Source organism: Phenylobacterium sp. (genome assembly GCF_030681155.1).
In the GTDB taxonomy this organism is placed as follows: Bacteria; Pseudomonadota; Alphaproteobacteria; order Caulobacterales; family Caulobacteraceae; genus Phenylobacterium.
Genome location: NZ_JAUXXE010000043.1, coordinates 46,510 through 65,043, shown reverse-complemented (window position 1 = coordinate 65,043; position 18,534 = coordinate 46,510). Strand labels below are relative to the sequence as shown.

Annotated in this window: 16 protein-coding genes and 1 pseudogene; 9 read left to right on the top strand and 8 right to left on the bottom strand. The window is 65.5% G+C overall.

All coding sequences use genetic code 11. The features are described from left to right. Positions 1 to 55: 55 nt before the first annotated feature. Both Q8M13_RS11360 and Q8M13_RS11355 read left to right on the top strand, forming a co-directional pair. Positions 56 to 832: an SDR family NAD(P)-dependent oxidoreductase gene (locus tag Q8M13_RS11360; protein ID WP_305300060.1), complete on the top strand. Its 777-nt coding sequence runs from the start codon at positions 56 to 58 to the stop codon at positions 830 to 832. Between the two features lie 61 nt (positions 833 to 893). Further along, complete coding sequence (locus Q8M13_RS11355) at positions 894 to 2,027, top strand: CaiB/BaiF CoA-transferase family protein (protein ID WP_305300059.1); 1,134 nt, start codon at positions 894 to 896, stop codon at positions 2,025 to 2,027. Between the two features lie 50 nt (positions 2,028 to 2,077). Here the strand turns inward: Q8M13_RS11355 and Q8M13_RS11350 are convergent, their stop codons facing one another. Continuing rightward, positions 2,078 to 3,157 (bottom strand): substrate-binding domain-containing protein, encoded by a 1,080-nt coding sequence (locus tag Q8M13_RS11350; RefSeq protein ID WP_305300058.1) that lies wholly within the window; start codon positions 3,155 to 3,157, stop codon positions 2,078 to 2,080. Between the two features lie 282 nt (positions 3,158 to 3,439). On the opposite strand from Q8M13_RS11350, the gene Q8M13_RS11345 reads away from it, so the two are divergent. Continuing rightward, on the top strand, positions 3,440 to 4,426 hold the full coding sequence (locus tag Q8M13_RS11345; RefSeq protein WP_370870031.1) for a YihY/virulence factor BrkB family protein: 987 nt from the start codon (positions 3,440 to 3,442) through the stop codon (positions 4,424 to 4,426). Here the strand turns inward: Q8M13_RS11345 and Q8M13_RS11340 are convergent. Further along, on the bottom strand, positions 4,398 to 4,631 hold the full coding sequence (locus Q8M13_RS11340) for a sulfurtransferase TusA family protein (RefSeq protein ID WP_305300057.1): 234 nt from the start codon (positions 4,629 to 4,631) through the stop codon (positions 4,398 to 4,400). The genes Q8M13_RS11345 and Q8M13_RS11340 overlap by 29 nt on opposite strands. An 83-nt stretch (positions 4,632 to 4,714) precedes the next feature. On the opposite strand from Q8M13_RS11340, the gene Q8M13_RS11335 reads away from it, so the two are divergent. Then, the gene (locus Q8M13_RS11335; RefSeq protein WP_305300056.1) at positions 4,715 to 6,151 is read left to right on the top strand and encodes an MFS transporter; all 1,437 of its coding nucleotides are present in this window, start codon (positions 4,715 to 4,717) and stop codon (positions 6,149 to 6,151) included. Here Q8M13_RS11335 and Q8M13_RS11330 read toward each other — a convergent pair. Next, on the bottom strand, positions 6,148 to 7,566 hold the full coding sequence (locus Q8M13_RS11330; RefSeq protein ID WP_305300055.1) for a CoA transferase: 1,419 nt from the start codon (positions 7,564 to 7,566) through the stop codon (positions 6,148 to 6,150). The genes Q8M13_RS11335 and Q8M13_RS11330 overlap by 4 nt on opposite strands. 177 nt (positions 7,567 to 7,743) lie before the next feature. Here Q8M13_RS11330 and Q8M13_RS11325 point away from each other — a divergent pair, with 177 nt between their 5' ends. Beyond that, entirely contained in the window at positions 7,744 to 10,254 is a 2,511-nt protein-coding gene (locus tag Q8M13_RS11325; protein WP_305300054.1) for an ATP-binding protein, read from the top strand. Positions 10,255 to 10,284: 30 nt separating this feature from the next. After that, a complete protein-coding gene (locus tag Q8M13_RS11320) occupies positions 10,285 to 10,896 on the top strand; it encodes a pyridoxamine 5'-phosphate oxidase family protein (protein ID WP_305300053.1) in 612 nt (203 codons plus the stop codon). A gap of 4 nt (positions 10,897 to 10,900) precedes the next feature. Here Q8M13_RS11320 and Q8M13_RS11315 read toward each other — a convergent pair whose 3' ends face one another. Together Q8M13_RS11315 and Q8M13_RS11310 are read right to left on the bottom strand one after the other, a co-directional pair. Next, complete coding sequence (locus Q8M13_RS11315) at positions 10,901 to 11,638, bottom strand: 16S rRNA pseudouridine(516) synthase (RefSeq protein WP_305300052.1); 738 nt, start codon at positions 11,636 to 11,638, stop codon at positions 10,901 to 10,903. Continuing rightward, positions 11,635 to 12,537: a class I SAM-dependent methyltransferase gene (locus Q8M13_RS11310; RefSeq protein WP_305300051.1), complete on the bottom strand. Its 903-nt coding sequence runs from the start codon at positions 12,535 to 12,537 to the stop codon at positions 11,635 to 11,637. Before Q8M13_RS11310 ends, Q8M13_RS11315 begins: the two co-directional genes overlap by 4 nt. Before the next feature lie 151 nt (positions 12,538 to 12,688). Here Q8M13_RS11310 and lpxA point away from each other — a divergent pair, with 151 nt between their 5' ends. Together lpxA and ftsZ are read left to right on the top strand one after the other, a co-directional pair. After that, positions 12,689 to 13,483, top strand: a complete 795-nt coding sequence (gene lpxA / locus Q8M13_RS11305; protein ID WP_305300050.1) for an acyl-ACP--UDP-N-acetylglucosamine O-acyltransferase — start codon at positions 12,689 to 12,691, stop codon at positions 13,481 to 13,483. Positions 13,484 to 13,813: 330 nt separating this feature from the next. Further along, positions 13,814 to 14,818: pseudogene (ftsZ, locus tag Q8M13_RS11300) on the top strand (cell division protein FtsZ); the annotation flags it as partial. 69 nt (positions 14,819 to 14,887) lie between these two features. On the opposite strand, the gene Q8M13_RS11295 reads toward ftsZ, so the two are convergent. Next, a complete protein-coding gene (locus Q8M13_RS11295) occupies positions 14,888 to 15,634 on the bottom strand; it encodes a hypothetical protein (protein ID WP_305300049.1) in 747 nt (248 codons plus the stop codon). Positions 15,635 to 15,862: 228 nt separating this feature from the next. Between Q8M13_RS11295 and Q8M13_RS11290 the strand changes: the two genes are divergently transcribed. After that, entirely contained in the window at positions 15,863 to 17,140 is a 1,278-nt protein-coding gene (locus Q8M13_RS11290; RefSeq protein ID WP_305300048.1) for an O-acetylhomoserine aminocarboxypropyltransferase, read from the top strand. A gap of 39 nt (positions 17,141 to 17,179) precedes the next feature. Here Q8M13_RS11290 and Q8M13_RS11285 read toward each other — a convergent pair whose 3' ends face one another. Further along, complete coding sequence (locus Q8M13_RS11285) at positions 17,180 to 17,914, bottom strand: uroporphyrinogen-III synthase (RefSeq protein WP_305300047.1); 735 nt, start codon at positions 17,912 to 17,914, stop codon at positions 17,180 to 17,182. Next, positions 17,872 to 18,525 carry a hypothetical protein gene (locus Q8M13_RS11280; protein ID WP_305300046.1) on the bottom strand — a complete coding sequence of 218 codons (654 nt, stop codon included), beginning with the start codon at positions 18,523 to 18,525 and terminating at the stop codon, positions 17,872 to 17,874. The genes Q8M13_RS11285 and Q8M13_RS11280 overlap by 43 nt, the downstream gene beginning before the upstream one ends. Positions 18,526 to 18,534 lie beyond the last annotated feature (9 nt).

Genomic DNA, 18,534 nt, shown 5'->3' with positions numbered 1-18,534 from the left:
CCCCAGGGCGTGGGCGACAGCGACCGCGCGTCGCAGGAAGACCGGGAGGACGGCTATGGAACAGAGCCTAAAGGGCCAAGTGGCGGTGATTACGGGCGCGTCAGGCGGCCTGGGCGCGCATTTCGCGAGAGTTTTGGCTGAAGCGGGCGCAGCGGTCGCTTTGACGGCCCGCCGACTCGATCTTGTGGAGAACCACGCCGGGGAGATTGCAGGCGCCGGCGGGACTGCGATGGCGTTGCGGTTGGACGTCGCGGACGCCGGCTCCATTGGTCCAGCTCTCGACGAGGTGGAGACTGCACTCGGGCCGATCTCGATCCTGGTGAACAACGCCGGGGTCGGCGGGGAGGGGCTTGCCCTCGACCTCTCGATCGAGGACTGGGACCGTACGTTTGACGTCAATGTTCGCGGGGTTTTCTTCGCGGCCCAGCAGGCGGCCAAGCGAATGATCGCCTCCGGCGTGGCCGAGCGGGGCGAGGCCCGGATTATCAACATCGCCTCCATCGCCTCGCACACCGTACTGCCGGGTCTGTCGGCGTACTGCGCCTCGAAGGCGTCGGTGGCGATGCTGACACGCGGGCTCGCCCGAGAGTGGGCGCGGCGGGGCGTGGCGGTCAACGCGATCTGCCCCGGCTACATCGAGACCGACATCAATGCCGACTGGTTCAAGACCGAGGGTGGCCAGAAGCAGATGAAGGCCTTTCCCCGGCGCCGGCTGATGGAGGCCGAAGATCTCGACGCCGCCCTGTTGATGCTGAGCGGCCCCGCGGGACGGGCGATCACTGGCACGGTCATCACCATCGATGATGGCCAGTCGCTGCCAGGCGGCGGCTGACGGTTGGCTGACGGGACGTCATAGCCTCTAGGCTGCGAACCACAATCAAGGGAGACGACGCATGGGCCAGGGACCGCTTTCGGGGCTGAAGGTCGTGGAGTTTGCGGGCATCGGGCCTGGGCCATTCTGCGGCATGCTGCTGTCGGATCTGGGCGCGGACGTCGTGCGGATCGACCGCAAGGGCAAGGGGCGGGCCTCGCCCGCCGACATCACCAGCCGGGGCCGTCGGTCCATCGGGCTGGATCTCAAGAACCCGGACGCCATCGAGACCTGCCTGAAGCTGATGGAGGGCGCCGATGCGGTCTTCGAGGGCTTCCGGCCGGGCGTGATGGAACGACTGGGGCTGGGACCGGACGTGGCGCTGAAGCGCAATCCCAAGCTGGTCTATGGGCGGATGACCGGCTGGGGCCAGTTCGGCCCCTACGCCAACGCCGCCGGCCATGACATGAACTACATCGCCATCACCGGGGCGCTGCACGCCATTGGCACGAAGGACAAGCCGATCCCGCCGCTCAATCTGGTCGGCGATTTCGGCGGCGGGGCGCTCTATCTCGCCTTTGGCCTGCTGGCCGGTGTTCTGAATGCACGCTCGACCGGCCGCGGTCAGGTAATCGACTGCGCCATGAGCGACGGCGCAGCTTCGCTGATGTCCATGTTCTACGGTTTCAAGGCCGGCGGCATGTGGAAGGACGAGCGGCGGGGCAACCTGCTGGATGGCGGCGCCCACTTCTACGACACCTATCAGTGCGCTGACGGCAAGTGGATCTCGATCGGCTCGATCGAACCGCAGTTCTATGCCCTGCTGCTGGAGAAGACGGGGATCAACGATCCCGAGTTCGCGGCGCAGATGGATCGCGGCAGCTGGGATTCGCTGCGCGAGAAGCTGGGCCACGTGATCGCCCAGAAGACCCAGGCCGAGTGGTGCGAGATCATGGACGCTACGGACGTCTGTTTCGCGCCGGTGCTCGATCTCGATGAGGCGCCCAAGCACGCGCACAATGTGGCGCGGAAGACCTTCGTGGAATTGGAAGGCGTGATCCAGCCGGCCCCCGCGCCGAGGTTCTCGGCCACGCCGGGCGCGATCCAAGGCCCGCCGCCCGCTATCGGCGCGCACGATCAGGAGGCGTTGGGAGACTGGGGCTTCTCGCCGGCCGCCATCGAAGCGTTGAAGGCGTCGGGCGCACTGGCCAGCTAGTTGCGTCATGCTCCGGATCGGCCGGGGCCGATCCGGAGATGTCGTAGGTCTTACTTCGCCGGCGCGGCCATCGAGGTCAGGGCCGTCGCAGCTTCCTTCTGAGCGGCGTGAGCGTCAGCCGCCAGCGGGATCAGACCGCGTTGCTGCAGATAGCCGCCCTTGCCAGTGGCGGCGTCCGACACGAAGGCGTTCACGAACTCGCGCAGGCCAGGCGTCACGCCGATGTTGGCCTTCTTCACGTAGATGTAGAGCGAGCGCGACACCGGGTAGCTGCCGTTCGAGATGGTTTCGAAGGTCGGGGCGACGCCGTCGATCGTGGCGGCCTTCACCGTGTCCATGTTATTCTCGAGGAACGAGTAGCCGAAGACGCCCAACGCGTTCGGGGTCTTGGTCAGCGTCTGGACGATGGCGTTGTCGTTCTCGCCGGCGTCGACCCAGGCGCCATCGCCGCGGATGGTGTGGGCGCGGGCCTTGAAGGCCTCTTCGTCCTTGCCGTGCAGGGTGTCGAGGGTCGGGATCATGCGAGCGCCCTTTTCGAGGCCAAGCTCGACAAAGGCGTCACGAGTGCCGGAGGTCGGCGGCGGGCCATAGACGAGGATCGCCTGGGCCGGGAGGGACGCATCGACATCCTTCCAGTTCTTGTAGGTGTTCTTGGCGAAGCCGGTAGGCGAGGGGAGCTCTGCCGCGACGCCGCGATAAACCTGATCGAGCTTGAAGTTGTAGGTCGGGCCCGACTTGGCGTTGGCGATCACGATACCGTCATAGCCGATCTTGATCTCGACGATGTCGGTGACGCCGTTGGCGCCGCACTGCTCGAACTCGGACTTCTTGATCGGGCGCGAGGCGTTGGCGACGTCAGGGAAACCGGCGCCGCTGCCGCCGCAGAACAGCTTGAAGCCGCCGCCGGTGCCAAGGCTTTCGACCTTCGCCGGACGGCCGCCTGTGGTCTTGGCGACGTTTTCGGCCACGCGGGTGGCGAACGGGAAGACGGTGGACGAACCGGCGGCCCACACCTGGTCGCGGCCGCTAGCGCTTGGGCCAGCCGCCTTTTCGGCGCCGCCCTTGGAAGGTTGTTGTCCGCAGGCGCTCAAGGCGACGGCGACGACGGCGAGATAGGCGAAAGTCTTCATGGGATGGCTCCGCACCAATGTAGATTGTGCGGCTAACATCCTTCTTTGACGGTTCCGTGAAGGTTGGATGACAGCTTGTCACGAAGATGAACGAGTTCCGCGAACGCCGTTCAGCCAGGGTTCAGCCACTGGGGCCGAAAGTGCCTCCAGATTGGCCGCCGCAATCTCCCGTCCCTCGACGCGGCGGCCCGTCCGGTGGAACGACACGCCCATCGGCGACGCGCCGGCTTCCCGCAAGGGACCGGCGCGTCGTTTCACCTCTGCGGCTCACGCGATGATCGCTTGCGCGTACGTGCGACCTTGATCACCTTCCGCCGCATGTCGATCCGCCAGAGAATCCATCACTTGCGAGAGATCGATTGGGACCCGTCGCACTGGGCGCGGCTGGCACTGATCATCACCGCGCGAGCCTTGAGCCGGCTCTGGGGTCGGGACGTGATGCTCTATGTGGGCGGAGTGTCGTTCTTCGTCATGCTGGCGGTATTCCCGGCGCTGGCGATCAGTATCGGCGTTTACAGTTTGCTCGCTGACCCCAGCACCGCGGCCCATCAGGCCGAGATGCTTGCCAGGCTGATGCCGGCGGGGGCCCAGAGCCTGTTCCAAGGCGAGCTTGAGCGGCTGGCTCACGCTCCATTCCAGGCCGTATCGACCCAGAGCATCGTGGCGCTCGTGGTCGGCGGCTATGCCGCCCATCGCGGCTTCAAGGCGTTGCTGGCGGGGCTGTCGTTCATTCACGACGACGAGGCGCCCAGGGGTTTCCTGGGCTTCAACCTGTTGGCGCTCGGCGTGTTGTTCGCCGCCTTCGCGATGATGGCGTTCTTCTCCGTGGTCTTCTTCTATTTCCGGTTCGTGGCCGCCGCGTTTGACCTCAAGCCCCTGGCTGGGGTGCCCTGGCTCTACAGCGAGTGGACCTGGGCGAGCATCGGCCTGACCTTCGCGATGAGCCTGATCTACCGGTTCGCGATGTCCAGTCGGCCCGTCGATTGGCGAGCCTCGATCCTCGGCGGCGCCTCAGCGGCGATCCTCTGCCTGTTCGTATCGTGGGCCAGCGCCTTCTATGTGGAACAGATCGCCCACCTCGGCGCGACCTACGGCTCGGTGGCCGCGGTCGTCGTCTTCCTGATCTGGCTGTCTTGGAGCGTGAACGCTGTGTTTTTTGGGGGCGCGTTCGCCACGGAGATCGAGATCGTGCTTAACCAGCGGCGCTCCCTGCCGCTGCTAACCGACGGGCGAGAGAAGCCTAGGCTGGTTTCGCGATCAGAAAACTGAGAACGCCGCCGTCTTCGGCGACTTCCAGGACCGTGAAACCGGCGTTGGCCGCAAAGTGCGGGACGTCGATCCGGGCGAGCGGGTCGTCGGCGTAGAGCCGCACCTCGGCCCCAGCCGGAGCGTCTTCCAGCGCACGGCGAAGGCGCAGTGTCGGAACAGGACAGCGATGTCCCCGAGCATCCACGGTGATCTCTGAAGATGGCATGCCGGGGCCATACAGGCTCAAAGCCTTGAACCCAAGCTCGGCCTTCGCGTTTCATCCCATTGCATCGAGTAAGGGGGGCGTGCGTGAGCCAGGCTTTCACAACTAACATTCCCGCGCGGCTGGACCGTTTGCCGTGGAGCCGCTTTCACTGGCTGGTCGTGGCTGCGCTAGGGATCACCTGGATACTCGACGGGCTTGAAGTGACCCTAGTCGGGTCACTGTCGCCCGCGATCTCGCAGGGACTGGGCCTCACCACCACTCAGATCGGCCTGACCGGCAGCGCCTACATCCTGGGCGCGGTGCTGGGCGCGCTGGTGTTCGGGCGGTTGACTGACACCTTCGGTCGTCGCCGGCTCTTCACCATCACCGTCGGCGTCTATCTGCTGGCAACCATCGCGACCGGTTTCGCCTGGGACTTCTGGTCGTTCATGCTGTCCCGGTTCCTGACCGGGGCGGGGATCGGCGGCGAGTACGGGGCCGTGAACTCGGCGATCCAGGAGCTGATCCCCGCCCGGCGGCGCGGATATACCGACCTGGCCATCAACGGCAGCTTCTGGGTGGGGGCCGCGCTCGGAGCGGCCGGCTCCCTGGTTGTGCTGAACCCCGACGTGGTCGATCAGGCCTGGGGCTGGCGCCTGGCCTTCATCATCGGCGGCCTACTGGCCCTGATCGTGATCTTCATCCGCCGCTACATCCCCGAGAGCCCGCGCTGGCTGATGACCCATGGAAAGCCCGAAGAGGCCCTGGCGATCATGGAGGCTATCGAGGCGAGCGTGGAGCGGTCCACCGGCAAGCCGCTGTCGCCAGCGAGCGAACTGCCGACATTGCGCTTAAGGCCGATGCGGACATCTTGGTTCGATATCGCCAAATCATTGGTCGTCCAGCACCCCAAGCGCACGACCCTCGGGCTCGTCCTGATGGCGACCCAGGCGTTCTGCTACAACGCTATCTTCTTCACCTACGCCCTGATCCTGACCAAGTTCTACGACGTGCCGGGTTCGGCGATCGGTTGGTTCATCCTGCCGTTCGCGGCGGGGAACTTCCTGGGACCGCTGCTGCTCGGACACTTCTTCGACTCGGTGGGTCGTAAACCGATGATCGCCCTGACCTACGGGTTGGCCGGCGTGCTGCTCTGCCTGACGGGGTGGATGTTCTCAGAGGGCATGTTGACCGCGACAACGCAGACCGCGGCCTGGACGGTGATCTTCTTCTTCGCCTCGGCCGGCGCCAGCGCGGCCTATCTCACGGTCGGGGAGAGCTTCCCCCTGGAGATCCGGGCGGTGACGATCTCGCTCTTCTATGCCTTCGGAACTTTGCTGGGCGGGGTCGGCGGACCAGCGTTGTTCGGCGCGCTGATCGACACCGGCGAGCGGAGCCAGATCCTGTGGGGCTATTTGCTCGGCGGCGGCCTGATGATCGTAGCGGCCGTCGTGGAGCTGTTCCTGGGCGTCGCCGCCGAGCGCAAACCACTCGAGGAGGTGGCGCCGCCGCTTTCCCAGGTGCTGGACGACGCGCCCTAGACGGGCCACGCTGGCGGATGACTGCCTAGCGGCATGGTTGGCCGCGACCAACGCGTGGGGGTCTGCGAAAGAAGGACGGGCGGTCGCAGGTGTCGAACGGGGCCGAACCCTGAGTCGGAGTCGGTCCGCCAACCGTCGATCTCTTCAGGCGTCAGAGGCCGGACTTTGTCCAAGGCTTCCGCAGGCTGGACGCCCAAGCTTCGGAGCCACATGGCGGTCTGAGCGAGGGAGACTCGGACCATATAGCTCCCGCCGAACCGGGCGCGGCGATCCAGCGCCACCATGGTCCCGAAGGCCGCGAGGAAGCCGGTCGTATAGTCGGTTACCGCGCCAGGCTGAAGCTTGGGGCCTGCCTCGCCGCCGTGGATGTGAGCCATCCCAGTGACGGTCTGGGCCAGTTGCTCCCAGCCGGGGCGCTGGCTCCACGACCCCTCATGTCCATAGGCGTTGATGGAGGTGTAGATGATCCCAGGCCGCAGCCGGGCGAGGTCGAGGGGGCCAAGGCCCATCCGCTCCAGCGAGCCCTGTCGATAGCTTTGACTGAAGACGTCGCAGTCGGCGATCAGGGTCTTGAGCTTCTCCAACCCGGCGGGGTCGGTCAGGTCGAGCCACGTCGAGAGCTTCCCGTGGTTGACGTCGCTGACGAAGAACTCGGTCGCCGGCAACTTTGGCGAGGCCACGTAGAGAACGTCTGCGCCGTACTGCGCCAGGGTGCGGGCGCAGGTCGGGCCGGCCAGGACGCGGGTCAGGTCCAAGGCCCGAACACCTGACAGCGGCTGGTCGCCGCCGGCGGGGAGGGGCATGGGCGGCCCCTCTGCGATCTTTACGACCTCGACGACCGGGCGCGTGGCCAGGACCCGGCCCTGTTGGGAGCCGTCCCACTCTTCCGGAGTGCGGACCATCGCCCCGCAAACCCCAGCTTCGGCGATGGCGTTCTCGAGGTCGAGCGCGTTCCAAGTGCTGACCGTGGCCGCAACTGCAGCGGTGTCGACGGGCGATCCCAGCAATTCGTGAAGTTTGGCGGCGCTGGCTGGAAAGCTCGGATGCAGGAACACCGAGCGGCCGTCCTTGGTGGAGAAGAAGCCCATGGCCGGCGTGCCGCGGCCGCCGCCGCCGGCGTCCTCAGGGCGTGCGGGCGGCGCGCGCGACGCATCAGCGAATTTCTGGAACGCGAAGCTGACCAGGGCCGCCCCGGCCTCGCGGGTGGACACCGTGACGTCCTGGGCTCGGCCGCCACGCTGAACCCAGAGATCGGACGCCATCGCGCCGGTCGCCGCCAAGGCCGCGGCGGCAGCGGCTTCGGCGTGGAAACGGGTCTGCATGCCAGGAGCTTCGTCCAGGATGTTGATCCGAGCCGCGGGCGTCTTGCCAGCGATCCGCATCAATTGTGCGAACGCTCCGGTCGTCGCAGTCATCACGCTCTCCGCCTTCATTGGCCGGCAGTATGGCGTGCGTCGAGCGTGCGGCAATCACATGCCGAGCTATCGAGCCCCGCAGGGTGGGTCACCGTGCCGCAACCGCTTGGAAACACGCGTAAACCTGCGCGCAACAACTCGGCTGTAACCTGGCGCTCAGATTGGGCTGGGGGCGGCATGCAATCTCTATCGCGCAGGTTTCAGGTCAGCTTGGGGGTGATGTCGCTCGTCATCACCGTCCTGGCGACATTGGGCGTGTTCCTGGTTTTCCAACGCGAGTTGTCGACCCGGCAGATCACCTTCCTGGGGGACTACGTGCAGGAGCGTAGCCTCAATGTGGACCGGCGCTTCTCCAACCTGGAGAACCTGCACCGCTCGGCGGCTGACGAGATGGCGCGGCGGGTCAACCAGCTCTCCCCAGTGGAGGTCGATCGGCTGCTGAACACTTTCTACCCGCTTCGGGCCGATGGGACGCGGCGCAGCCGTCCCGAGGATTTCGACGGCCATCAGACCACGACGGGCAAGGTGGTCTATGGCATCGGAGCCTTCCTATCGCGGCCCAGCGAGATGCAGAGGATGGAGAGGGCGGCGATGGTCAGCGCCTTCGAAATCGTCTCCGACTTCGGCCAGGCGGCCCATGGCGAGTACGACAACTTCTATTTCTTCACGCCGGCGACGCGGCTGGTCATGTTCGGACCGGACCGGCCCGATAGGCTGATGTTCTATCGCGAGGAAGCGCCTGCCGATCTCGACATCGGCAAGGAGGAAATGTCGACCCTGACCACGCCTCGGAACAATCCCGAGCGGGCGACGCGCTGCACGAACCTGCAGCGTCTGATCCAGGACAATCACGGGGAGCGTCTGGCGACCGCCTGCATGACCCCGGTCTACATCAACGACGAATATGTGGGGGCCTTCGGCTCCTCCATCGAGTTGACCGGATTTTTCCTCAACGCCATTCGCCATACGCTGCCAGGCGCGTCCAACCTTGTGGTCACGGGGAAGGGCGAACTCATCGCCTATCCGGGCTTCGAGACGCCCGGCACCGCCTCCGAGGCGACCATTCGCAACTATGAGCGGAAGCTGGGCTTGAAGGCCCTGGTTCAGGCGATCAAGGCCGATGGCCGATCGCACGGAGTCGTGGTCAGTCCCTCGGGGCGGGACATCGTGGCCTTCGGCAAGCTGTCCGGGCCAGATTGGTATCTGCTGCTCACCTATCCCAAGTCGGCGGTCACCTGGTCGGCGGCGAAATCGGCGTCCTGGGTCCTGCTGCTCGGCTCCCTGGCCGCGATGGCCCAAGTGGTCCTTGTTGTGGCGATCGCGCGGAAGACCATTGTCCATCCGCTAAGGCGGCTGGCCGCATCGTGCGAGCCGGAGGCCTTCGGAGAGCGCGAACGCCCAGACGTCGCCGATATCGAGGCGCGGAACGACGAGATCGGCGTGCTGGCCAAGGCGCTGGCCGGCGAGCGGGAGAAGGTCCAGCAGGTCCTGGCTTCGCTTGAAGATCGCGTGCACGAGCGAACCGCTGAGCTGGAACGGGCGAATACTGAGAAGTCGCGGTTCCTGGCGAACATGAGCCACGAATTGCGAACGCCGTTGAACGGCGTCATCGCGATCTCCGAAACCCTGTCGGAGCGCCAGACCACGCCGCAAAGTCGTGAGCTCGCCGAATTGATCGTCTCGTCAGGGCGACTGCTGGAGCAGGTGCTGACCGATATTCTTGATTTCTCAAAGATCGAGGCCGGTCAGATCGGATTGTCGAGCGAGCCTTTCGCGATGTTGAGCGTCGTCCACGGCATCGCCGAACTGCATAGGGCGGCGGCCCAGGCCAAGGGTTTGGAACTCGCTTGGAGTGTGGATGCGACTGCGGCGGCTCGCTTCCTGGGCGATCAGGTGCGTTTGAGCCAGGTCCTCTCGAATCTGTTGTCCAACGCCGTGAAGTTCACCGACGTCGGGTCGGTGAAGCTCGATGTAGTCGGGCAGGGCGGAGCCATCAGATTCAAGGTCACCGACACCGGCATCGGATTCGATCATGAGGTTAAACAGCGCCTGTTCCAGCGCTTCGAGCAAGCCGACGACTCAATCCGCCGGCGATTTGGCGGAACCGGGCTTGGCTTGGCTATCAGTCGCTCTCTGGTGGAGATGATGGGCGGCCAGATCGATGTGGAGTCGGAAGCTGGACGTGGATCAATCTTCAGCTTCGTCATTCCGCTTGAGCGCGCCCAGGATGTTCCGGACGAGTCGCCGAAGCAAGTTTCCGAGCGTGTCGAGATCGGCGGCCGGCGCGTGCTCGTGGCCGAGGATCACCCGACCAATCAGAAGGTCGTCCAGCTCATCCTGCAGTCGATTGGGATCGAGCCGGTGATCGTCGAGAACGGGGTTCTCGCGCTCGATGCGCTGAGGTCTGAGCGGTTCGACGTTGTGCTGATGGATATGCAGATGCCGGAGCTCGACGGCCTATCGGCGACGGCGCAGCTGCGGACGTTCGAGCGCGGGAACGGCTTGGCGGCCACGCCAGTGATCATGCTGACGGCCAATGCGTTGGACGAGCACATAGCGGCGAGCCACGAGGCGGGGGCGGACCTGCACCTCTCAAAGCCGATCAGGGCCGAGGCCTTGATCGACGCCATAGTCCGGGCGATCGCCTCGAAAGACGCCTCCGTGGCGGCCGAGGCGGTACTCAGCTAGAACCTGCACAAAGCACGTGCGGGATGCATCATGACCATCATCACCACGATCGACGAGCTAGAGGCCCTCTACGGACAGCCGGGCGAGACCTCGACCGTCAAGGAAGCCGATTGGCTCACCCCGCAATATCGCGCCTTGATGGAGGCCTCTCCGTTCGTGGCGCTGGCGACAGCAGGCTCCGAGGGGCTGGACTGTTCTCCACGCGGTGACGCCGGTCAGGCTGTGCGGATCGTGGATGACCGGACGGTGATGATGCCGGACCGGCGCGGGAACAACCGCTGTGACTCTCTCCGCAATATCGTCCGCGACGAACGTGTCGCACTGCTTTTCCTTATCCCCGGTTCCGGGACCACCCTTCGCCTCAACGGGACCGCTCATCTTTCGGTCGATCCGCACCTACTGGCTTGGTTCGCTGTGAAGGGACAGGCCCCGCGGTCGGTGATCGTGATCGCCATTCAGCGCGTCTACTTCCAGTGCGCGCGAGCGATCGTCCGCTCGGAGCTTTGGAATCCGGAGCGGCACGTCGATCCGGCAAGCCTCCCGACCCCAGGAGACATCCTGGCCGCCATGAGCCAGGCCCGGGTCGGCGGCAGGGCCTATGACGAAGAATGGCCCGAGCGCGCCGCCAAGACCATGTGGTGAACCGCTAGGCGCCGAAGACCTGTTCAGCGGTCGCGGCGGGTAGAACGCGGAAGGCGCCGGGTTCAAGATCTTGCGGCAAGGTCAGGCCGCCGATCCGGTCACGATGCAGTTCGACCACGTGGTTGCCGACCGCCGCGAACATGCGGCGCACTTGGTGATATCGGCCTTCCTCGATGATCAGGCGCGCCGTGTTGTCGGACAATGGTTCGAGGATCGCCGGCAGCAAGGGCTTTTCCTCGCCCTCCAGCATCAGGGTCCCGGCGGCGAACACTGCGCCTTCCTCACCGGTCAGGGGCCGGTCGAGCGTGGCGATGTAGCTCTTGGGCACATGGCGCTTGGGCGAGATCACCCGATGCAGGAAATCGCCGTCATCGGTGATCAGCAACAGGCCCGAAGTGTCCTTGTCGAGCCGGCCCACGCTTGAGAGCGCCGGGTCGCGAACGCGCCAACGCGGCGGCAGCAGGTCGTAGATCCGGCGACCGGCTTCCTTGTGCGAGCAGACCACGCCCACCGGCTTGTGCAGCATGATGACGACGGGCGGCGGCGGATCGACCGGATTGCCCATGATCAGCATACGCGAGGGGAGGTCTGCGCCGATGGCGATCCGTGCATTGGCGTCGGTGAGCTCGGCCCCGTCGAGGGTGACCTCTCCGGCGTTGACCAGACCGTGCATTTCCTTACGGCTGCCATAGCCCAGATTGGACAGCAGACGGTCGATCCGCATGGTCGGGGTCTTGCTCATCGGCGGGCCTCGTAGATCTTGAAGCCGCTGGCGTCGGCCACCGGCTTAACCACCTTGAACGCCTCGTTGAGCACGGTCTCATAGGGGAGGTGACGGTTGGCGGTCAGCCAGAGCGTGCCGCCCTTGCGAAGGGCGCTGGAAGCGACCCGGATGAAGGCCTGGCCAAGCGCCCGATCTTCCGCACCGCCATCATGGAAGGGGGGGTTCATCACCACGAAGTCGAGGTCGGTGAGCGGCGGCGCCACGTTGCGCACATCGGCCCACTCGATGGTCGCCCGCTCGTCCTCGATATTGCGCCGGGCGCAGTCATAGGCGCGGCGATCGAGTTCGATAATCCGAAGCTTGGTCACGTCGGGCGAGGTCAGCACAGCGCGCGACAGCCAGCCAATGCCAGCCCCAAGGTCGGTGCCCTGGCCCTTCAGCTTGGGGAGGTGTTTGAGCAGCAGCTCGCTGCCGGAATCGAGGCGTTCCCAACTGAACACGCCCGGTTGCGACCATAGACCCGAGGGCATCTGGCGCGGCGCGCCTTCGGCGATAGCCTCTTCAAGACCGATAAGCGTCGCAGGCCGTTCAACGGCGCAGATGCGGTGATGGCGCCGGGCCGTCTCGGCGACCTCGCAGCCGAAGCCTTCCAAGGTCCGCTTCAGGCGCAGTCCACCACGATCCTTCGGGGCGGCGGCGACCAACGCGCCCCCAGGGGCCAGGACTCGCAGCGCCTGGGCGACCACGTAGCGCGCCTCGACAGCCCCGGGCGGGACCAGCAGCGCCACTTCATCCAGCGACGCATCGGCGATTTGAGCCACATCGTCGGAGCCCGGAATGAGGGGTGAAAGTTGGCGGGCGCCCTTGGGCGTCTCAAGGACGTCGTTGGGCGGTGTTCCATAGACAGCGGCAGGCAATGGGCAGGTCCGAAGCGGCGAATCTCAAGAGCTATGTGTAAGCGATCGCGCGGCGCAGCGCCGCGACGATCATTGAACACCACGCCAGGCTCGTCGCAATTGGACACGCAAGTTGAGTTGGTCTGCCGGGTGCGAGGCCTAGGGTCCAGCGATGTCGAGCATTCACTCAACCGCGGTCATCGCCGCCGGCGCCTCTATCCATGAGAGCTGCGAGATTGGCCCCTACGCCGTGATCGGACCAGGGGTTCGTATGGGACCGGGAAATGTCGTCGGTCCGCATGTTGTGATCGAGGGCGATACGGAAATCGGTGTCGGCAACCGCTTCTTGGCGTCTTGCTCGATAGGGGCCAGTCCGCAGATCACCGGGCGGAGCGGGGACATTGGGCGACTGGTGATCGGCGACGGCAACGTCTTTCGAGAGTTCGTCACCGTTCACTCGGGCGGCGACGACGTCACGGTCCTGGGTTCGCGCAATTTGATCATGGCGACCGCGCATGTGGCCCACGACTGCCGGTTGGGCGACGAGATCGTCCTGGCCAACGCCGCGACCTTGGGAGGTCACGTAGAGATCGGAGACATGGCCCAGCTCAGCGGGCTGTGCGCCGTTCATCAGCATGTGCGAATCGGAACCCAGGCGTTCGTCGCCGGAGGCTCCATCGTCACCCAGGATGTCGCTCCATATTGCCTGGTCCAAGGCGACCGCGCGCGCCTGGTCTCGTTGAACCTTGTCGGCCTCAAGCGAGCGGGACTTTCAGGCTTGGAGATCGCGACGCTCAAGCGAGCCTATCGTGAGCTGTTCCTCGGCCAAGGCCCACTGGCGGAACGGATCGCGGCGGTCGAAGCAGGTGTTAGGGACGAGCGGGTGAAGCGCCTGGCGGCCTTCCTGCGGAGCACCACGCGCGGGGTCATCACCACCTCTCGCCGAGGCTTGGCGGCTGCGGCCTAGCGCCCAATCGCCCACCTTCGGCTTGCCGTTTGTCGCCTGATAGGCGAAGTGACCGCCATGGCTATTGGACGCAGGAGAGTAGATCGGGCGCAGCGCTTTCGGGCGCGCCGGATCTGGTGGGATCGGCACGGCGCATTTATGCGTGGTGTGGTGACCGGCGCCGCCCTGTGCGCGCTGGTCATGTGGATCACGCAGGTTGCGAACACTTTCTAAGAGCTGGGGATAGGTCGCGAGCCGCCCGGTTCGCACCACAATCCTGTGGAACTGGTCCGCGTTCGGTTGCGGAACCGCTGCTGATCACGACAGGGACGTATGAGGGATTTTCGGAGCATGGCAGTGTCACCCCATAACGGTTCGCGGCCGGCGGTCACCCAATTGAAACCCCGTATCGTCGTGTTCGGCGTCGGAGGCGCTGGGGTCAACGCGGTCAACAACATGATCGAATCGGGCCTGGAAGGCGTCGATTTCGTCGTGGCCAACACTGACGCCCAGCAGCTCTCGCTGGCGCTCGCGAGCCAGCGCATTCAGCTCGGCATGCATGTGACTCAAGGCCTAGGCGCCGGGGCGAACCCCAACGCGGGCTTGAGCGCCGCCGAAGAATCGATGAGCGATATCGTCCACTATCTGGACGGTGCCGACATGGTCTTCATCACCGCCGGCATGGGCGGCGGCACCGGCACCGGCGCGGCGCCCTTCGTGGCGCGATGCGCCCGCGAACGCGGCATCCTGACGGTCGCCGTGGTGTCCAAGCCTTTCCGTTTCGAGGGTCGTCACCGGATGCGCCTGGCCGAGGCCGGCCTGCGCGAGCTGCAGCAGTTCGTCGACACCTCGATTATCGTGCCGAACCAGAACCTGTTCCGGATCGCCACCGAACAAACGACCTTCGCCGAAGCCTTCAACATGGCCGATCAGGTGCTGCATGCGGGCGTCCGCTCCATCACCGACCTGATGGTGCTGCCGGGCCTGATCAACCTCGACTTCGCCGACGTGCTCAGCGTCATGGGTGGCATGGGCAACGCCATGATGGGCACCGGCGAGGCGACCGGCGAAGGCCGCGCCAGCGTCGCGGCCCACAACGCCATTCAGAACCCGCTGCTGGACGAGACCTCGCTGGCCGGCGCCAAAGCCGTGCTGGTGAACGTAACCGGCGGCTCGGACATGACCCTGTTGGAGGTCGATGAGGCCGCCACCGACATCGCCGACCAGGCCGATCCGGATGCGAACATCATTTTTGGCGCGGCGTTCGACGCATCGCTTGAGGGCAAGCTGCGGGTTTCGGTCGTGGCCACCGGGATGACGTCGGGGAATACCGACGCTCCGATTGGACCGGTTCCGACGCCTCCACAGCCAGAAACGCCTGAACAGGGCGGCGATCAGCAGCCGGCGACTCGGCGCTTCTGGTAGCTAGAACCCGAAGGTGATCCCGAGAACGGGACCGCCGAACGCCGCGTTGTAGTCGATACGATCGGTTGACCAGTCGGCCGAATAGTAGCGATAGCCAAGTTCGGCGGTGATGGTCGGCGTGAAACTGTAGGTCACGTAGCCGTGGAGTTCGTAGAGCGAATCCGACGACGCGCCGAAGCCGCCATAAGTGGCGAGACCGGACAATCCGATGTGTTCGGTGAGCCGCGTCTTGGCGCGAACCCCGACCATCGGGTCCCACAGGTCATCATTGACGCCGCGCGATATCTGCCGATTGGGCCCAGTGACGTCGATGTCTAGTTCGGTGCCCAGGTAGTGAAGCCCCGCCATGACATCGACTGACGACTTTTCATTTTCATAGGCTCGGTAGTAGCCGACCAGCAGGGCCTTGGTGCCCGAGACTTCCACCTCGCCGGATATGGCGGGGAGGGACCCTAGCGTGATGTCCTTGTCCGCCTTGATGCTGTAGTAGGTCAGGTCCCCCAGCATGCCGAAGCGACCATAGCGAACGTCCACCGCGCCCGTGAAGATGCCTGATAGACCGACGTCGTCGAAGTGAGCGCCGACCGATGGATCGGAGTTTTCGAAGATCGCGGCGATGTCGCCCTTGGGCATCGCGAGCCAGAGGTAGGGCGTGACGTTGACCCGCCAATCGTCCTGCGCCTGTGCGGATGTCGCCGCGACTAGTCCGGTCGCCAGGGCGGCGAGGAATTTGGTGAGGTCGCGCATGAGCAGTCCTTCGCCCTAAGGCGTCACCATGAGCCTGCTCGGCGACCATTTCTGTGGGGTGAAGCCCTTAGTCCTGACGCCGGAATGATCCATGAAGACGCCGCTCTCCACTTCTCAGAGCGCAAAAGCGATCTGGCGTTGCAGCCGAAGGTTGGAACTCGGCCTGGAGTGTGAGAGCCAGTACCCAACAACACAGACAAAGCGCCTTGCGACGCAGGAAGGAAGCCTATGACCTCGCCGAAGATGGAAACCCTGGCCATCCACGCCGGAGCCGCTCCGGATCCCACCACGAAGGCGCGGATCACGCCGATCTATCAGACGGCTTCCTATGTTTTTGACGACGCCGACCACGCCGCGGCGCTGTTCAATCTCGAGCAGGGCGGCAACATCTACACGCGTCTGATGAACCCGACGACCAGCGTGCTGGAAGAGCGGGTTGCGGCGTTGGAGGGCGGCATGGCCGCCTTGGCCGTCGCCAGCGGGCACGCCGCGCAGTTCATCGTCTTCCACACCCTGATGGAGCCGGGCTGCAACATCGTCGCCTCGCGAAAGCTCTATGGCGGCTCGATCAACCAGCTTGGCCAGAGCTTCAAGCGGATGGGCTGGGGCGTCACCTTCATCGACAGTGACGACGCCGCTGATTTCGCGGCGGCAATCGACGACAAGACCCGCGCGGTCTTCGTGGAATCCATCGCCAATCCGGGTGGCGTGATCACCGACCTGGCGGCTATCGCAGAGGTCGCCCACGCAGCCGGGGTGCCGCTGGTGGTCGACAACACCATGGCCAGCCCGTACCTCTGCCGGCCGTTCGAGCACGGGGCCGACATCGTGGTCCACTCGCTGACCAAGTTCCTGGGCGGTCACGGCAATTCGCTGGGTGGGGTTATCGTCGACAGCGGGCGTTTCGACTGGAAGGCGGGCGGTAAGTACCCCTACCTGTCCGAGCCGAACGCCAGCTACCACGGCAAGGTGTTCACTGAGGCCTTTGGTCCGGTCGCCTTCATCGTTGCCTGCCGGGCGCTCGGCCTGCGCGATCTTGGGCCGGCCTTGTCGCCGTTCAACGCTTTCATGATCCTGACCGGGATCGAGACCCTGCCGCTTCGGATGGAGCGGCACTGCCAGAACGCAATGGCCGTCGCCCAATGGCTGCAGAAGCACCCGAAGGTGGCGTGGGTTTCCTATGCCGGCCTGCCGACTGATCCCTATTACGCCAAGGCGCAGAAATACACGCCGCGCGGGGCGGGCTCGGTCTTCACCTTCGGGCTGAAGGACGGGTTCGACGCGGGGGTCAAGCTGGTCGGCGGCGTGAAGCTGTTTTCACACCTGGCCAATCTGGGCGACACCCGAAGCCTGATTATCCACCCGGCCTCGACCACGCACCGGCAACTGGAAGAGGCCGCTCAGCGTGCGGCTGGCGCTGGTCCGGACGTGGTGCGGCTATCGGTCGGGCTGGAGCACATCGACGACATCATCGGTGATCTCGACCAAGCGCTGGCTCAAATCTAGTGATGAGGTCCCGGTGGGCTGGGCCTGCCGGGACACGTCTCACGGCGCGCCCAGCGCGGCCAGCATGGCCGCTTCGCCGGGATGCGCTGCGACGATGACAGTCGTGCAGCCCGCCTCCACCAGAGGGCGAGCCGCCGCGGCCGAGATGCAGACGATGCGCGCCGGGACAGGGGTCATGCCGTCCAGCATGCCGGCCAAAAGGCGTCCGGCCCGCGGCGAGTGGATCATCACCGCCGCGAGCTCGCCCGACACTAGTTTGCGCACTTCGGGGCTATCTGCGTGGAGCGCGGTGGCGACGGTTTCGTAGACCACGCAGCTCGTCGCTTCGATTCCACGTGCGGCCAGGGCGGAGTCGAGATCGCCGGCCGGTTCCCGCGCTCCAGGGCGAACCAGGCGACCGGAGAAGTCCTGCCGTCGCGCGGGGATCAAGGCGATCAGGTCGTGAACGTCGCCAGCCGCCGAGGTGACGGTAGCGAACCCGGCCGCGAGGGCCGCATCAGCCGTGCCATCGCCAACCGCAAACACCGGCAGGCCGCGTTCGTCGTCCAGGCGCGTGAAGGCGGCGACGCCGTTCGGGCTCGTGAAGGCCAGGGCGCCGACGCCGTTCAGACAGAGAGGTTCATTGAGCGGCCTGACCTCCAGCAGCGGGCTAACGAGAGCCGCCCAGCCCAGCGCCCGAACGCGGTCGGCGGTCGATGCAGCGCCCGGCAAAGTCCGTGTGATCCAGACGCCTAGGCCCGCGACGCCCGTGGCCCGAACGGAACCTTCAACCATTTCCAGACGCCGCCCTTTCTCGGCTGCCTTGCGTGCTCCATCCTTCGACGCTCGATCGCCTCAAGGCGCAGGCTGAGGCCGATCTCACCGGCCCGCATGAGCCGGCGCGCGTTCAGGTCCGCAGCGAGGCGCGGATCGTCCCACAAGGCCGACTGTAAGGTGATTTCGTCGGCTAGGCGCTCGGCCAGTTGGCGGGCCGCGGCGAAGGAGTCTTCGCCATCCTGCATCAGGCGCGCCTCGATGGCCGCGGCCACCGAGGAGGCCACGGTGTCGGCCGGTTGGTAGGGCGTGACCAGCCGTCTCAGCTCCGCCCGGCTTTCCGGGCTGGGGCGCCATTCTTCGGCGAAGAATGTCGGCCAGTTGGACAGAGCCGCGCGCCCCCAGGCCAAGTCGTCGGCGGCGACTTCCAAGGCGCGGCTCTTCAGTTGCTCTCGGGCGGCCCCCGAATGGGCTAATTCGGCGGAGCGCTCGCGAAGACGCGCCACAACGCCCGCGCGGCCTGCCTGGGTCGCGAGGTCATGAATTTCCTGGTGAACCTCGATAATCGCTGTGGCGGCCGCCGAGGCGACGATGGAATCGGCGATCCCGATCGTCGAGGGCGCGGATGTCATGGCTTTGGC

Bases quoted from the DNA above. Each gene is read 5' to 3' on its own strand.
- Q8M13_RS11360 (WP_305300060.1), top strand. From the start codon at position 56: ATGGAACAGAGCCTAAAGGGCCAAGTGGCGGTGATTACGGGCGCGTCA.
- Q8M13_RS11355 (WP_305300059.1), top strand. From the start codon at position 894: ATGGGCCAGGGACCGCTTTCGGGGCTGAAGGTCGTGGAGTTTGCGGGC.
- Q8M13_RS11350 (WP_305300058.1), bottom strand. From the start codon at position 3,157: ATGAAGACTTTCGCCTATCTCGCCGTCGTCGCCGTCGCCTTGAGCGCC.
- Q8M13_RS11340 (WP_305300057.1), bottom strand. From the start codon at position 4,631: ATGCCATCTTCAGAGATCACCGTGGATGCTCGGGGACATCGCTGTCCT.
- Q8M13_RS11330 (WP_305300055.1), bottom strand. From the start codon at position 7,566: ATGACTGCGACGACCGGAGCGTTCGCACAATTGATGCGGATCGCTGGC.
- Q8M13_RS11325 (WP_305300054.1), top strand. From the start codon at position 7,744: ATGCAATCTCTATCGCGCAGGTTTCAGGTCAGCTTGGGGGTGATGTCG.
- Q8M13_RS11320 (WP_305300053.1), top strand. From the start codon at position 10,285: ATGACCATCATCACCACGATCGACGAGCTAGAGGCCCTCTACGGACAG.
- Q8M13_RS11315 (WP_305300052.1), bottom strand. From the start codon at position 11,638: ATGAGCAAGACCCCGACCATGCGGATCGACCGTCTGCTGTCCAATCTG.
- lpxA (WP_305300050.1), top strand. From the start codon at position 12,689: ATGTCGAGCATTCACTCAACCGCGGTCATCGCCGCCGGCGCCTCTATC.
- Q8M13_RS11295 (WP_305300049.1), bottom strand. From the start codon at position 15,634: ATGCGCGACCTCACCAAATTCCTCGCCGCCCTGGCGACCGGACTAGTC.
- Q8M13_RS11290 (WP_305300048.1), top strand. From the start codon at position 15,863: ATGACCTCGCCGAAGATGGAAACCCTGGCCATCCACGCCGGAGCCGCT.
- Q8M13_RS11285 (WP_305300047.1), bottom strand. From the start codon at position 17,914: ATGGTTGAAGGTTCCGTTCGGGCCACGGGCGTCGCGGGCCTAGGCGTC.
- Q8M13_RS11280 (WP_305300046.1), bottom strand. From the start codon at position 18,525: ATGACATCCGCGCCCTCGACGATCGGGATCGCCGATTCCATCGTCGCC.